Annotated in this window: 12 protein-coding genes; 9 read left to right on the top strand and 3 right to left on the bottom strand. The window is 74.2% G+C overall.

Translation table 11 applies throughout. The features are described from left to right. Positions 1-165: 165 nt before the first annotated feature. The 4 genes from ACIBPC_RS27465 to pstB all read left to right on the top strand — a co-directional run bounded on the left by ACIBPC_RS27465 (position 166) and on the right by pstB (position 4324). On the top strand, positions 166-1293 hold the full coding sequence (locus ACIBPC_RS27465; protein WP_398848330.1) for a phosphate ABC transporter substrate-binding protein PstS: 1128 nt from the start codon (positions 166-168) through the stop codon (positions 1291-1293). A 133-nt stretch (positions 1294-1426) separates the two neighbouring features. Next, positions 1427-2371 (top strand): phosphate ABC transporter permease subunit PstC, encoded by a 945-nt coding sequence (gene pstC / locus ACIBPC_RS27460; protein WP_362961452.1) that lies wholly within the window; start codon positions 1427-1429, stop codon positions 2369-2371. Next, positions 2371-3507 carry a phosphate ABC transporter permease PstA gene (gene pstA, locus ACIBPC_RS27455; RefSeq protein WP_362961451.1) on the top strand — a complete coding sequence of 379 codons (1137 nt, stop codon included), beginning with the start codon at positions 2371-2373 and terminating at the stop codon, positions 3505-3507. The genes pstC and pstA overlap by 1 nt, the downstream gene beginning before the upstream one ends. Positions 3508-3544: 37 nt before the next feature. Then, positions 3545-4324, top strand: coding sequence for a phosphate ABC transporter ATP-binding protein PstB (gene pstB / locus ACIBPC_RS27450; RefSeq protein ID WP_362961449.1), 780 nt, complete (start codon positions 3545-3547; stop codon positions 4322-4324). 97 nt (positions 4325-4421) lie between these two features. On the opposite strand, the gene ACIBPC_RS27445 is transcribed toward pstB, so the two are convergent. Further along, positions 4422-5246 carry a helix-turn-helix transcriptional regulator gene (locus ACIBPC_RS27445; RefSeq protein ID WP_362961447.1) on the bottom strand — a complete coding sequence of 275 codons (825 nt, stop codon included), beginning with the start codon at positions 5244-5246 and terminating at the stop codon, positions 4422-4424. Positions 5247-5576: 330 nt separating this feature from the next. On the opposite strand from ACIBPC_RS27445, the gene ACIBPC_RS27440 reads away from it, so the two are divergent. The 5 genes from ACIBPC_RS27440 to ACIBPC_RS27420 all read left to right on the top strand — a co-directional run bounded on the left by ACIBPC_RS27440 (position 5577) and on the right by ACIBPC_RS27420 (position 12613). Beyond that, the gene (locus ACIBPC_RS27440) at positions 5577-7982 is read left to right on the top strand and encodes a helicase-associated domain-containing protein (protein WP_398848327.1); all 2406 of its coding nucleotides are present in this window, start codon (positions 5577-5579) and stop codon (positions 7980-7982) included. A gap of 274 nt (positions 7983-8256) precedes the next feature. Continuing rightward, positions 8257-8637: a VOC family protein gene (locus tag ACIBPC_RS27435; protein WP_362961443.1), complete on the top strand. Its 381-nt coding sequence runs from the start codon at positions 8257-8259 to the stop codon at positions 8635-8637. Between the two features lie 78 nt (positions 8638-8715). Further along, complete coding sequence (locus ACIBPC_RS27430; RefSeq protein ID WP_398848325.1) at positions 8716-9981, top strand: MFS transporter; 1266 nt, start codon at positions 8716-8718, stop codon at positions 9979-9981. After that, positions 9978-10862, top strand: coding sequence for an aminoglycoside phosphotransferase family protein (locus ACIBPC_RS27425; RefSeq protein ID WP_398848323.1), 885 nt, complete (start codon positions 9978-9980; stop codon positions 10860-10862). Before ACIBPC_RS27430 ends, ACIBPC_RS27425 begins: the two co-directional genes overlap by 4 nt. Positions 10863-10936: 74 nt before the next feature. Then, positions 10937-12613, top strand: a complete 1677-nt coding sequence (locus ACIBPC_RS27420) for a DNA repair helicase XPB (RefSeq protein WP_398848321.1) — start codon at positions 10937-10939, stop codon at positions 12611-12613. An 11-nt stretch (positions 12614-12624) separates the two neighbouring features. On the opposite strand, the gene ACIBPC_RS27415 is transcribed toward ACIBPC_RS27420, so the two are convergent. Beyond that, a complete protein-coding gene (locus tag ACIBPC_RS27415) occupies positions 12625-13689 on the bottom strand; it encodes a glycosyltransferase family 4 protein (RefSeq protein WP_398848319.1) in 1065 nt (354 codons plus the stop codon). After that, on the bottom strand, positions 13596-14978 hold the full coding sequence (locus ACIBPC_RS27410; RefSeq protein WP_398848317.1) for a glycosyltransferase 87 family protein: 1383 nt from the start codon (positions 14976-14978) through the stop codon (positions 13596-13598). The genes ACIBPC_RS27415 and ACIBPC_RS27410 overlap by 94 nt, the downstream gene beginning before the upstream one ends. Between the last annotated feature and the right edge of the window lie 39 nt (positions 14979-15017).

Here is a 15017-nt window from a genome sequence, read left to right as displayed (position 1 = left end):
AACGATTCCAACTCTTTTTGTGAAACCGCTGGTTCCTCCGAACCTACGTTTCTGTTCACCTTCTGGCCCTCGCTGCTTCGCTGGCCGCTCTTACGTTCTCCTCGACACCTTCAGACATCACCCACAGCCCGGCCGAGGGCCGGGATCGAACGAGGAGCAAAGGCCATGCGCAACTGGCGCGCCACTTCCGCCGCGATAGCCGTGGTATCCGCTCTGGCCCTGGCCACGGCGTGCAGCAGCGAGAATGAGGACGACGGGGGCAGCGGCGGCACGAGCGGCGGCAGCGGCAGCAGCGAGAGCGCGGCGGCCGAGCTGTCCGGCACGATCGCCGGCGCGGGCGCCAGCTCGCAGGACGCCGCCCAGCAGGCGTGGATGGCCGGCTTCCAGGCCGCCAACCCGGACGCCACCATCACGTACGACCCCTCCGGCTCCGGCGCGGGCCGCGAGCAGTTCATCGCGGGCGGCGCCACCGCGTTCGCCGGCTCGGACGCGTACCTCGACGAGGAGGAGCTGACCGCCGCCAACGAGCGCTGCGGCGGCGAGGTCGTCGAGCTGCCCGTCTACGTGTCCCCGATCGCCGTGATCTTCAACCTGCCCGGCGTGGACTCCCTGAACCTGAGCCCCGAGACGATCGCGGGGATCTTCGACCAGCAGATCACCAGCTGGGACGACGAGGCGATCGCCGCCGACAACCCCGACGCCGACCTGCCGGACACCGCGATCACGCCGGTCAACCGCGCCGACGACTCGGGCACCACCGAGAACTTCACCGACTACCTGGCGGCCGTCGCCCCCGACGCGTGGCCGCACGAGGTCAGCGACGTCTGGCCGGTCGACGGCGGCGAGGCCGCGCAGGGCACCTCCGGTGTCGTCCAGGCCGTCACCAGCGGCGAGGGCACCATCGGCTACGCCGACGCCAGCCAGGCCGGCGACCTGGGCACCGTGCACGTCGGTGTCGGCGACCAGTTCACCGAGTACTCCCCCGAGGCCGCCGCGGCGGTCCTGGAGGTCTCGCAGCGCGCCGAGGGCCGCGGCGAGCACGACTTCGCCTACGACCTGGCCCGCGACACGACCGAGGCCGGCACGTACCCGATCGTCCTCGTCTCGTACGGCCTGGCCTGCGCGTCCTACGACGACGCCGCGACCGCCGACCTGGTGAAGGGCTACTTCAACTACATCATCAGCCCCGAGGGCCAGCAGGCCGCCGCCGAGACCGCGGGCTCCGCGCCGCTGTCGGACGCGCTGCGCCAGCAGTTCCAGGCCGCCGTGGACGCGATCGGCTCCGCGGCCTGAGTCCGCGCACCGTCGGCAGGCCCGGCCCGCCACCCGCCCGGGGGCGGGCCGGGCCTGCCGCGTCACGCCGCGCGCCGCGGCCGCCCGCCCGGCGCACGGCCCGTCGGACATCAGCACGAGAAGGGACAAGAGAGTGCCCCCCACCACCGAGAGGACACGCCCGCACGGCACCGTGCAGCGGCCGGGTGACCGTGTCTTCGCCGGAGCTTCCACCGGGGCAGGCGTACTGATCCTCGTCATCCTCGCGGGGGTCGCGGCCTTCCTGGTGACCGAGGCGTGGCCGGCCCTGTGGGCATCGGACAGCGAGATGCCGGAGGGCGAGGGGCTCGTCCTGTACGTCTGGCCGCTGCTGTTCGGCACCCTGATATCCGCCGCGTTCGCGCTGCTGATCGCCGCGCCCTTCGCGGTGGCGATCGCGCTGTTCATCACGCACTACGCGCCCCGCCGGGTCGCCGTGACGCTGGGCTACCTGATCGACCTGCTCGCGGCCGTGCCCAGCATCATCTTCGGCCTCTGGGGCGCCGCCGTGCTGGCACCGCGCACCGTGGAGCCGACGCAGTGGCTGGCGGACAACCTGGGCTTCATCCCGCTGTTCGAGGGTCCCGCCTCGGCGACGGGCCGGACGATGCTCGTCGCGGCCATGGTCCTCGCGGTGATGATCCTGCCGATCACGACGGCCGTCGTGCGCGAGGCGTTCCTGCAGACGCCGCGGCTGCACGAGGAGGCGTCGCTCGCGCTGGGCGCGACGCGCTGGGAGATGATCCGCATGGCGGTGCTGCCGTTCGGCCGCTCCGCGATGATCGGCGGCGCGATGCTCGGCCTCGGCCGCGCGCTCGGCGAGACGATGGCGGTGGCGATCGTGCTGTCCGGCTCGGGCGGCGTCACGTTCAACCTCATCGGGAACGGCAACCCGACCTCAATCGCGGCGAACATCGCCCTGCGCTTCCCCGAGTCCTCCGGCCTGGACATCAACGTGCTGATCGCCTCGGGCCTCGTCCTCTTCGCCGTCACGCTCTTCGTCAACATGGGCGCCCGTGCGGTGATCAACCGGCGCCGCGACTTCTCGGGGGCCAACTGATGAGCACCACTCCCACCAACCCCGCCCCCGGCGGCCCGGCCGCGTCACTGGACAAGGCGACGCTCCCGGCGCCCGAGGAGCCGGGGCCGCGCACGGTCGCGCTGGACGCCGTGCCCCTGACGCGCGGCAGCCTGCCCCGCTCGGGGCCGCGCCTGACGCTGCTCGGCGCGGTCGTCGCCGGGGCGGCGCTGTACGCGGCGGGGCTCGGCCTCGCCTGGGCCGCCATCATCGCCGCCGTCGGCTACACGGCGACGGTCTACCTGTGGTCGCGCTCGGTCGAGGGGCGCCGCAGGGCGTTCGACCGGTTCGTGACGGCGGTGGTCAGCTCGGCGTTCCTGGTGGCGCTGCTGCCGCTGGTCTCGGTCGTGTGGACCGTGGTGGACCGCGGACTCGGCCGGTTCGACTCGGAGTTCTTCTCGTACTCGATGCGCGGCGTCGTCGGCGAGGGCGGCGGCGTGCACCACGCGATCTTCGGCACGCTGATCATCACCGGTCTCGCCGCGGCCATCTCCGTACCGGTCGGCATGCTGACCGCGATCTACCTGGTCGAATACGGTCGCGGCGCGCTGGCGCGGGCGATCACGTTCTTCGTGGACGTCATGACCGGCATCCCCTCGATCGTCGCGGGCCTGTTCGCCTACGCGCTCTTCGAGCTGTTCTACGGGCCCGGCGTCCGCATGGGCGTGATGGGCGCGGTCGCGCTCAGCATCCTGATGATCCCGATCGTCGTGCGCTCCACCGAGGAGATGCTCAAGCTGGTGCCGAACGAGCTGCGGGAGGCGTCGTACGCGCTGGCCGTCCCGAAGTGGCGCACCATCACGAAGGTCGTCCTGCCGACGGCCGTCGCGGGCATCGCGACCGGCGTGACGCTGGCCATCGCCCGCGTCATCGGCGAGACGGCGCCGCTGCTGATCACGGTCGGCATCACCACGAGCGACAACTTCAACCCCTTCGACGGCCGGATGGCGACGCTGTCGGTCTTCTCCTACAGCCAGTACGCCACCCCGGGCATCCCGGGCGAGGCGTACTTCGACCGGTCGTGGTCCGCGGCGCTGCTGCTGATCCTCATCGTGATGGTCCTCAACCTGGCGGCCCGGCTGATCTCCCGGCTGTTCGCCCCCAAGACGCGCGGCTGACGGCCGCGGGCACACCCGGAACAGAAAGCGAAGCACTGTGGCCAAGCGCATCGAGGTCAAGGGCCTCGACATCTACTACGACAAGTTCCTCGCCGTGCAGGGTGTGTCGATGACGATCGAGCCGCGCTCGGTGACCGCCCTGATAGGCCCGTCCGGCTGCGGCAAGTCCACGTTCCTGCGCACGCTCAACCGCATGCACGAACTGGTGCCGAACGCGCGGGTCGAGGGCAAGGTTCTCATGGACAACGAGGACCTGTACGGCGCGAACGTCGACCCGGTCAACGTCCGGCGGCACATCGGCATGGTCTTCCAGCGGCCCAACCCGTTCCCCACCATGTCGATCTACGACAACGTGGTGGCGGGCGTGCGGCTCAACAGCAAGCGCATGAAGCGCGCCGAACTGGACGGCCTCGTGGAGCGGTCCCTGCGCTCGGCGAACCTGTGGGAGGAGGTCAAGGACCGCCTGGGCCGCCCCGGTTCCGGCCTCTCCGGCGGCCAGCAGCAGCGCCTGTGCATAGCCCGCGCGGTCGCCGTGCAGCCGGACGTGCTGCTGATGGACGAGCCCTGCTCGGCGCTCGACCCCATCTCCACGCAGGCGATCGAGGACCTGATGCTCCAGCTGAAGGAGGAGTACACGATCGTCATCGTCACGCACAACATGCAGCAGGCGGCGCGGGTCAGCGACGTCACCGGCTTCTTCAACCTGAAGGCGGTCGGCGAGCCCGGCGGCCTGGTGGAGATCGACGAGACGACGAAGATCTTCTCCACGCCGAGCAACCAGGCCACGGAGGACTACATCTCGGGCCGCTTCGGCTGAGCCGGCCCGCGGCCGTACGGGCGGTACGGGCGGTACGGGCGGTACGTGCCGTACGGGCCCACCGCCGCCGCCCCGGCCGCGCGCCGGGGCGGGCCGGTCACAGCTCGCGCGCGATGTGGTGGATCAGCTGCCGCGACTCGCCCGGGTCGAGCGAGAACTTGTCGCAGCGGCCGAAGAAGAGGCGGTAGCGCTCCAGCTGCGCCTCGCTGTCGATGAACGAGCCGCCGCCCGTCGCCGCGTCCACCTGCACGGTGTCCAGCTGCGGGACGACCCCGTCCGCGTACAGCACCGGCTGGATGGCCTCGAAGTAGTTCTCGTTGGTGAACGGGACGACGCGCAGCGTGATGTGCGGCTGCTCCGCGTCCGCCATCAGCCGGGCGAGCTGCCGCCGCATGACCTGCCGCCCGCCGATCCGCATCCGCAGCGCCGCCTCGTGCAGGAACACGTCGAACGGCGGCGGGTGTTCGCGTTCCAGGACGACCTTGCGCCGCATCCGGTGCCGGGTGCGCAGCTCGACCTCCTCCGGCGGCAGTTCGACCAGCGCGCCGGTGAACAGCGCCCGCGCGTAGTCCTCGGTCTGCAGCAGTCCCGGGATGGAGACCGTGTGGAATATCCGCATGGAGACGGCGTGGTGCTCCAGCTCGCACATGTCCATCCACAGCGGGGCAAGGATGCCACGGTACTCGTCCCACCAGAACTGACCCCGGTGTTCCCGGGCGATGGCGCACAGCGCCTCCACCAACTCCTCGTCCCGGCAGGCGTAGAAGTCCGTGAGCCGCCGGATGCGCTCCTCGCTGACGCCGATGCGGCCCGACTCTATGTGGCTGATCTTGCCCTGGTCCGTGCCGAGCATGGCGGCGGCCTCGCGGGCCGTTCTCCCGGCCCGCTCGCGCAGACGGCGCAACTCCGTTCCCAGGCGCACCTGTCGGGCGGTCGGGCTCTCCCTCGGCGGCATCGGTCATCCGGTCCTTTCCGTCGCCTGACAGGAGTGTGCCGCCCGGTCACCCCCTGAGTCCACTTGCCTACCGAGGCGGTCAAGCGTGCGCTTCCGGAGTGGCGCAACGTTACTCCTGCGGTACGCGGGGCCACCGGGGCCGCCGCACCCGGCCCGGGTGCGGCCGCGGCGGTACGGGACGAGGGGGCGCGTGCGGACGCGCGGGCCCGCGTGCGCCGGGGTCTTTACCGGAAGTTGTCGCTGAGTGTGACCTCCGGCCGGTGCCGCGCGGGGGGCGGGGCGGGTAGCGTTGGGGGGATGACCGCACCGTCCGCCGTTCCGCCCCGCACCCTCGCCGACGAGCTGCGCGCCCGCTCCGACGCGGAGCTGGCCGGACTGCTGCGGACCCGCGCCGACCTGCTCTCCCCGCTGCCCGGCGACCTGTCCCAGCTGGCCACCCGCGCGGGGGCCCGCGCGTCGGTCCTGCGCGCCCTGGAACGTCTCGACACCTTCACCCTCCAGACCGCCGAAGCACTCGCCGTCGCCCCGCAGCCCTGCCCCGCCGAGACCCTCACCGCCCTGCTGCCCGGCGGGGAGGACGCGGTCCCCGGCGCCGTCGCCACGCTCCGTGCCCACGCGGTGCTGTGGGGGCGACCGGACGGCCTGCGGCTCGTACGCACCGCGCAGGAACTGCTCGCGCCCTCCGCCGCGCGCCCCAGCGCCACCGGGCTCGGCCCCACCCTCGCAGAAACCGCCACCGGGATCTCCCCGCGCCGCATCCAGGAGCTGCTGCACCACGCGGGCCTGCCCGGCACGCACGACCCCGTCAGCGCGCTGACCGCGCTCACCGCCCTGTTCACCGACCCCGAACGGCTCGCCGCGCTGCTCGCCGACGCCACCGACGCGTCGCGCGCCGTACTGGACCGCCTCACGTGGGGGCCGCCCTACGGGGAGGTGTCCGCCCAGCCCGCCGCGCATCTGCGCTGGCTGCTGGACCGCGGCCTGCTGATGCCCACATCCCCCGGCACCGTCGTGCTCCCCCGCGAGGTCGCGCTCCAGCTGCGCGGCGGGCGCGCCCACCGCGTGCTGTCCCCCGCCCCGCCCCCGCTCGCGCCGTACGCCACACCAGGCCAGGACGCGACCGACGCGGCCGCGGCCGGAGCCGCCTACACCGCGCTGACCATCGTCGAGGAACTGCTCACCGAGTGGGAGCGCGAGGGACCGCCCGTGCTGCGGGCCGGCGGCCTGGGCGTGCGCGACCTCAAGCGGACCGCCGTCGCGCTCGACGTCCCCGAGCCGGAGGCGGCGTTCTGGACCGAACTGGCCTACGCCGCCGGGCTCCTGGCCTCGGACGGCGAGGCCGACGAGCGGTACGCGCCCACCCCCGCGTACGACCGGTGGCTCGCCGAGCCGTCCGAACGGCGCTGGCTGCTCCTCGCCGCCGCCTGGCTGGCCGGGACGCGGGTGCCGGGACTGGTCGGCGGCCGGGACGCCAAGGGCCGCCCGCTCACCGCGCTCGGCCCCGGGCTCGACCGCGGCCCGGCGGTCGCGCTGCGCCACCGCGTCCTCGCGCTGCTCGCCGCGGCCGGTCCCGGCGTGGCCCCCGCGCCCGACGCGGTCGCGGAGCGCGTCGCCTGGGAACTGCCCCGGCGCTGCCCCGCCCCCACACGCGCGCTGCTGACCGGCGCCGCGCTGACCGAGGCGGAACGGCTCGGCGTCACCGGGCGCGGCGCGCTGGCCGCCTTCGCCAGGCCGCTGCTGGACGACGCCCCGGACCTCGACACCGCGGCCGCCCTGCTGGCCCCGCTGCTGCCCGAACCGCTCGACCACTTCCTCCTCCAGGCCGACCTGACCGCCGTCGCCCCAGGACCGCTGCGGCGCGACGTGCGGCAGGCGATGGCGCTGGCGGCCGACGTGGAGTCCACCGGCGGCGCGACGGTCTACCGCTTCACGGCGGGCTCGGTGCGCCGCGCGCTCGACGCGGGCCGGACGGCGGCCGAGCTGCACGCGTTCCTGGCCGAACGGTCCCGCACGCCCGTGCCGCAGCCGCTGTCGTACCTGGTGGACGACGTGGCCAGGCGGCACGGCCAGCTGCGGGTGGGCGCGGCGTCCGGGTACGTCTGCTGCGAGGACGAGGCGGTGGTCGCGCAACTGCTCGCCGACCGGCGCGCGGAGCCCCTGCGGCTGCGCCGCATCGCGCCGACCGTCCTGGTCACGGGCCTGTCGCCCGACCAGACGCTGCTGCGGCTGCGCGAGCTGGGCTTCGCCCCGGCGGCCGAGGGCACGGACGGCGCGGTCGTCACCCTGGCCGCCGAGCCGCGCCGCACCCCGCCGCGCAGCGCGCCGGAACCGGCACCGGACAGCCCGCCGCACGCCGACGACGCGCTGCTCGCGGCGGCCGTACGGGCGATCCGCGCGGGCGACCACGCCGCCGGGGAAGGCGCCCGCCCGGCGGGCACCAGGCTCCCCGCCACGGCCACCGACCCGGCGGGCGCCACGCCGCGCACCTCGGCGTCCGAGACGCTGGCGGCCCTGCGCGCCGCCGCCGGGGACGGGACGCTGGTGCGGATCGGCTACGTGGGCGCGGACGGCGTCGCGGCGCAGCGCGTACTCTCCCCGGTCCGTGTGGAGGGCGGCTTCGTGACGGCCTTCGACCACACGGCCGACGAGGTGCGGACCTACCCCCTGCACCGCATCACGGGCACGGCCGCGCTGTCCGACTGATCGTCACGCCGCGCCGGTGTCGCGTGCGCTCTCCGTGCGGAAGTCCACGACCCCGGGGGGGTACATAGCGGCTCATTCGGCGCCGATCCTGATGAACTAGGACATTTTGCCGAAGGCGCTTTAACAAGGGCGCCCTGCGCCGACACTGTCCATCATTTTACGGTCAAGCGGCAAAAACGCCATGCCTGTTGCTGATTTTCTCCGGTCCCGGCGGCACTAGCGTGACTGTCCAACCCCCCGGTCACCACACCACCCTTGAGAAGGGCGCACCGCCATGCACCGGAGCCGTGTCTACGCCGTGATCCTCGACGCCCCCACGTCCACAGCCGCCGCGGCGGCGGAATTCTGGGCGGCGGCCCTGGGCGCCACCGCCCGCCCCTTCCCGCCGGCACCGCAGTTCACCTCCCTCCACGACGCGATACCCGGGCTGGTCACCGCCGTGCAGGCGGTGGACGACGCCCCGCGCATGCACCTGGACATCGAGACCGACGACGCCGAGGCGGAGACGGCCCGCCTGACCGCCCTGGGCGCCGAGCAGATCGCGCGCTGGCAGGAGTGCCGCGTCCTGCGCGCGCCCGGCGGACACCTTCTGTGCGTCCTGCCGGTGGAGACCGACCCCGAGACCTTCCGGGCACAGGCCAACGTCTGGCCCTGACCGGCACCGGCACCGGCACCGGCACCCCCGCTCTCCCCCGCCTCCCCCCGCTCACGCACCACCGCAACAGGACCGGACATGAGAAACCCCGAGTCGGCGCCCCCGACCCGAACAGCACCGCCCCCCGGCACCCGCATACGCCGCCCCCTCTTCGCGGCGGTGGCCGTCGAATCACTGGGCACGGGCCTCTACCTCCCGCTGGCCCTGCTCTACTTCCTGAAGGCCACCCACCTGGACCTGGGGACCATCGGGCTCCTGGTGAGCATGGCCACCGCGCTGACCCTGCCGCTCCCGCTGGCCGTCGGATGGCTGGTCGACCGCATAGGGCCACGCTGGGTGGTCGCCGCGGGCCAGGCACTGCAAGGCATCGGCTTCCTCTGCTACCTCGCGGTCTCGGGGGCCGCCTCGCTGGTCGCCGCCGTACTGGTCACGACCGCCGGGCTGCGGATCTACTGGTCGTCGGTCTTCGCCCTCATCGCCGACCAGGCGGACGCCGACCGGCCGGACGCCAAGGACGAGTGGTTCGCCCGGACCACGATGGTGCGGGAGGCGGGAGCCGGTGGCGGCGCCCTGCTGGCGGGCGCCCTGCTGGGCACCGACTCCCTCCGCGTCCACCACGCGCTGATCCTCGCCAGCGCGGTGGCGATGCTGGCCGCCGCACTGGTGGTCGCGTTCCTGGTGCCGCCCGTCCCCCACCACGCGCCGCCCGCCGAGGGCCGTTCCGGCTACCGCGCCCTGCTGCGTGACCGCCCCTTCCTCGGACTGATCGGGACGTGCACGATCTTCGCGCTGTGCAGCACGTTCCTCGCCCTGTCGCTGCCCGTCTACCTCGTGGAGGGCCTGTCCGCACCGGGCTGGGCACCCGGGGCCCTACTGGCCCTGAACACCCTGCTCCTGGCCACCTGCACGGGCACCGTCACCCGCTTCGTGCGACGCCGCTGGAGCCGCCCGCGCGCCATGGCCACGGGCGGCGGACTGTGGGCGCTGTGGTGCGCCGTGTCCGCAGCGGCGGTCCTGCTGCCCCAGGACGCCGTGCTGCCGTTCCTGGCGTGCGCGGTGGCCTGCTACAGCGTCGCGGAGATGGTCTACGGACCCGCGTCGAACGCCCTCACCGCCGACGTGGCACCCGCCGGTTCCCGGGGGACGTACCTCGCCACGTTCCAGTACACCTTCGCGACGGCCAACATCATCGCGCCTGGCCTGTTCGGCCTGCTCTTCAGCCGGGACCGGTTGCTGCCCTGGCTCGCCGTGGGACTCCTCGCCGCGCTGGGCTCGCTGCTGATGCTGCGCCTGGAACACCGGCTCCCCACCGCCACGCCCCTCTCCCCTACGCTGGCCCGGTGATCACCGTCCCCGCGCGCCTGGCCGAGCACCACGCCGCGTTCTCCGGTGACGCGGGGCGTGCCTGGACAGCCGCGCTCCCGGCACTCGCCGACCGCATGCTGGCGCACTGGCGGCTGCGCCTGACAGGCCCCGGCCTGCACGGGATGGTCGCCCTCGTCCTGCCCGTGCTCACCGAGGACGGCACACCCACCGCCCTCAAGCTCCAGCCGCCCGACGACGAGACCCGGGACGAGCCCCGGGCCCTCGCCGCCTGGGCGGGCGACGGCGCCGTCCGCCTCCTCGCGCACGACCCCGCCACCGGCTCGATGCTGCTGGAACGGCTCTCCCACCGCTCGCTCGGCACTGTCGCCGACGCACGCGAGGCCGTCACCCTCCTCACCGGCCTGCTCGCCCGCCTCACCGCCGCCACCCCGCCCCCCGGCATGCGGCACCTGCGCGACATCACGGCCGACATGCTGGAACGCGTCCCCCACGCCCTGCCCAAGGCCGACCCCGCCTGCCGCCCCCTGCTCAAGGACTGCGCGGCAGCCGTACGCGAAGTGGCCGGCGAGCCTGGGGACCGGCTGCTGCACTGGGACCTCCACTACGACAACGTCCTCGCCCCACTGCCCGGCTCCCACCGCGAACCCTGGCTCGCCATCGACCCGAAACCCCTCGTCGGCGACCCCTGCTTCGACATCGCGCCCGCCCTCTACAACCGCTACACCCCGGACGGCACCCGCGCCCGCTTCGACCTGATGACCGCCCTCCTCGACGCGGACCGCGCCCGAGCCCGCGCCTGGACGCTCGGCCGCGTACTCCAGAACGCCCTCTGGTCCGTCGAAGCGGGCGAAGGCGGCCCCTCCCCCGAGCTGACCGGCATCTACGAAGCCCTCCGCTGACCCTGCCGCCGGGTGCGACACTGGTTCTTTCACCCATTCCCCGCAGCCATCGCACCACCCCGGAGGAGAAGCGCGTGAACGGGCCGCTCATCGTGCAGAGCGACAAGACCCTGCTGCTCGAAGTCGATCACGAGCGCGCCGAGGAGTGCCGCCGTGCCATCGCGCCGTTCGCCGAGCTGGAGCGGGCGCCCGAGCACATCCACACCTACCGCGTCACCCCCCTCGGGCTGTGGAACGCGCGGGCCGCCGGGCACGACGCCGAGCAGGTCGTGGACGCCCTCGTCACGTACTCCCGCTACCCCGTGCCGCAGGCGCTGCTGGTGGACGTCGCCGAGACGATGGCGCGCTACGGCCGCCTGTCCCTCGTCAAGCACCCCGCGCACGGCCTCGTCCTCCAGACCACCGACCGGCCCGTGCTGGAGGAGGTGCTGCGCAGCAAGCGCATCCAGCCGCTGGTCGGCGCGCGCGTGGACGCGGACACCGTCGTCGTGCACCCCTCCGAGCGCGGCCAGATCAAGCAGTCGCTGCTGCGCCTCGGCTGGCCCGCCGAGGACCTCGCCGGGTACGTGGACGGCGAGGCGCACCCCATAGACCTGAACGAGGACGGCTGGGCGCTGCGCCCGTACCAGCGGCAGGCCGTGGACGGTTTCTGGCACGGCGGGTCGGGCGTCGTCGTGCTGCCGTGCGGCGCGGGGAAGACGCTGGTGGGCGCGGGCGCGATGGCGCAGGCGCGGTCCACGACGCTGATCCTCGTCACCAACACCGTCTCCGCCAGGCAGTGGAAGTCCGAGCTGGTGAAGCGCACGTCGCTGACCAAGGACGAGATCGGCGAGTACAGCGGCACGCGCAAGGAGATCCGCCCGGTCACCATCGCGACGTACCAGGTCCTCACGACGAAGCGGAAGGGCGTCTACCCGCACCTGGAACTGTTCGACTCGCGCGACTGGGGGCTGATCGTCTACGACGAGGTGCACCTGCTGCCCGCGCCCGTCTTCAAGTTCACCGCCGACCTCCAGGCGCGGCGGCGGCTCGGCCTGACGGCGACGCTGGTGCGCGAGGACGGGCGGGAGTCGGACGTCTTCTCCCTCATCGGGCCGAAACGATTCGACGCGCCCTGGAAGGAGATCGAGGCGCAGGGGTACATCGCGCCCGCCGACTGCGTCGAGGTCCGCGTGGACCTCACCGAGTCGGAGCGGCTCGCGTACGCCATGGCCGAGCCGGAGGACCGCTACCGCTTCTGCGCCACGACGGACGCCAAGCGCCGCATCACCGAGGCCCTGGTGGCGCGGCACGCGGGCCAGCAGACGCTCGTCATCGGCCAGTACATCGACCAGCTGGACGAGCTGGGCGAGCGGCTCGGCGTCCCGGTCATCAAGGGCGAGACGACGAACGCGCAGCGCGAGAAGCTGTTCGACGCGTTCCGCTCCGGGGAGCTGAGCGTGCTGGTCGTCTCGAAGGTCGCGAACTTCTCCGTCGACCTGCCCGAGGCGACGGTCGCCATCCAGGTGTCGGGGACCTTCGGGTCGCGGCAGGAGGAGGCGCAGCGCCTCGGCCGGGTGCTGCGGCCGAAGGCGGACGGGCACGAGGCGCGTTTCTACTCGGTCGTCGCGCGGGACACCATCGACCAGGACTTCGCCGCGCACCGGCAGCGGTTCCTCGCCGAGCAGGGGTACGCCTACCGGATCATGGACGCCTCCGAGATCGGGACCCGCGGCGAAGTGGACGAGGAGGGCCGGCGCGACGGCGTCTGAGCCCGTAGCGCTCAGCGCGCCGGGGGCGTGAGGAGGCGCGCGAGGTGGCGCGCGGACGCGTCCCAGGTCCACTCGCGGGCGACCCAGCGCCGCCCCGCCTCGCCCATGGCCCTCGCGCCGGGTGCGACGAGCAGCCGTACGACCGCGTCGGCCACGGCCCCGGTGTCCCGGCCGTCCACGACGGTGCCGGTGCGGCCGTCGAGCACGGCGTCGGGTGCCCCGCCGGAGTCGCCCGCGACGACGGGCAGGCCGCCCGCCGCCGCCTCCAGGTAGACGATGCCGAGCCCCTCCGCCTCCAGACCGGCCCTGCGCGTGCGGCACGGCATGGCGAAGACGTCGGCGGCGGCGTACGCGGCGGGCGTCTCCGTGTGCCGGAGGCCGCCGGTGAGGACGACCGCGCCGCCGCCGTACGTGTCCGCGAGCCGCCGCAGCCGCCGTTCGTATGGCCCGGTGCCGACGAGGACGAGCGCCGCGTCGGGCACGGCGCGGCGTATCAGCGGCAGGGCACGGACAAGCGTGTCCTGGCCCTTGCGCGGGACGAGGCGGGCGACGCACAGGATGACCCTGCGGCCGTGCAGCCCGTGGCGCGTGCGGAAGGCGTGCCCGGCCCCGGCCGCCGCGGGCCCCGGCCGGAACGCGTCCGCGTCCACGCCGGGCACCAGGCGGCTGAGGCGGGCGCGGGGGCCGAGGGCGGGGGCGATCCGGTCGCGGGTGTACGCGCCGAGGTACGTCACCACGTCCACGCTGTCGCCCACCCGGCGCAGCAGGGCGCGCGCCCCGGGGATCCTGGCCCACCAGATCTCGTGTCCGTGCGTGGTCGCGACGATCCGCCGGGCCCCGGCGCGGCGCAGGGCGGGCGCCATCACGGCGAGGGGCGCGGCCGCGCCGAACCACACGCGGTCGCAGCCGTGGTCGCGCATCACCCGCAGGGCGCGCGCGGTGACGCGGCGGGTGGGCAGCAGCGTGCGCGAGGGGACGCGTATCACCGGGAACGGGAGGGTGGCGTCGAACGCTGCGGCGCCCGGCTCGGCCGAGGTGAGGACGACGACGTCGTCCGCGGGGAGGCGTGTCGCCATGGCGTGGACGAACGTCTCGATGCCGCCCTGCCGTGGGGGAAAGTCGTTGGTGACGATGAGGGTGGAACGCACGGTGCTGGCCTTTCGGGAAGTACGGCGGGGACGGGGACCGGGGCGGCGATGCGGGCCTGCGCGACGAGCAGCAGCGGCAGCGCGAAGTAGCCGAACCGCCCGGCGGGGGCGAGGAGGAACGCCAGGCACAGCCCGGCGGCCAGGCGGTCGGCGGCGGCCACGGCGTCACGCGGCGGGTGGGTGACGAGGGAGACGGCGACCGCCGCGCCGCCGCAGGCCAGCAGCAGGAGCCCAGTCCACCGGCCCGCCGGACCGAGGTCGGCGAGCAGGCGCCCCGGCAGGGGGCTGGCGGCCGGGGTCGGCACGTCGGCGAGGCCGAGGGGGAAGGCCAGGACCTGTTCGGCCATGGCGCCGGGGGACAGCAGGGCGGACGGGAGGATCGCGGCCGACGTTCCGGCCAGGCAGACGGCGGCACAGCGCAGGGCGGCCCGGCGGTCCGCGAGGTGGGCGGCCAGTGCGGCGGCCACCGCGACGGCGGGCAGGGCGGTCCACTTGAGCGCGCAGGCGCAGGCGAGGGCGAGCCCGGCGGCGCCGGGGCGGCCGCGCGCGGCGAGGGCGAGGCCGAGCCAGCACAGCCCGGCGAGCGGGAGGTCCACACCGCTGACGCACAGGGGGAGCGCGACCAGCGGCGAGGCCACCAGGACGGCGAAGGCAGTGGGGGCGGCGGGGGCAGTGCGGGCGGTTCTGGGAGCGGCGCGGACGGACAGGCAGGCCAGCAGGGCGAGGGCGCACCAGAGCCGGGCGTCACCGAGGAGGCGTGCCGGGGCCGTACCGTCGCCGAGCAGCGCGGCGGGTATGCCGAAGAGGGCCATGGCGGGGAGGTACGGGTTGTAGTCCGTCACCTCCTGGGCGTCGGCCAGGTACGGCGTGCCGTGGTGCAGCAGCAGCGCGGCGGACCGTTCGATCACGGCCACCTCGCTCTGCGCGCCGCCGGTCAGCGCGAGGACGGCGAACGGTACGGCCACGGCGCCCGTCACCGCCGCCGCGACGGAGAACGCGCGGGCACGGGGCCGGGGCAGGAAGCAGGCGGCGAGCGCCGCGACCCCGTAACCGAGCGTGGCGCTCATGCCCCAGGTGCGGTGCGGCGGGAGGGTGGAGACGGCGGCGGTGGCGGCCGCCCAGCAGGCGGCGGCCAGCCACCCGGCGACCCACAGGCCGCGCCGCCCGAGGGGCGGACGGACCCGGAGCGAGGGCGTTCCCACGTGGTGTTTCGGCACGTCCACCAGCGAAGCCGGGAACGGGCGCGGGGTCATGAC

This window comes from Streptomyces sp. NPDC049879, assembly GCF_044461265.1.
Classification (GTDB): domain Bacteria; phylum Actinomycetota; class Actinomycetes; order Streptomycetales; family Streptomycetaceae; genus Streptomyces.
Note: the sequence above shows the minus strand (reverse complement) of the source record. Positions and strands in the feature narration are given on the sequence as shown.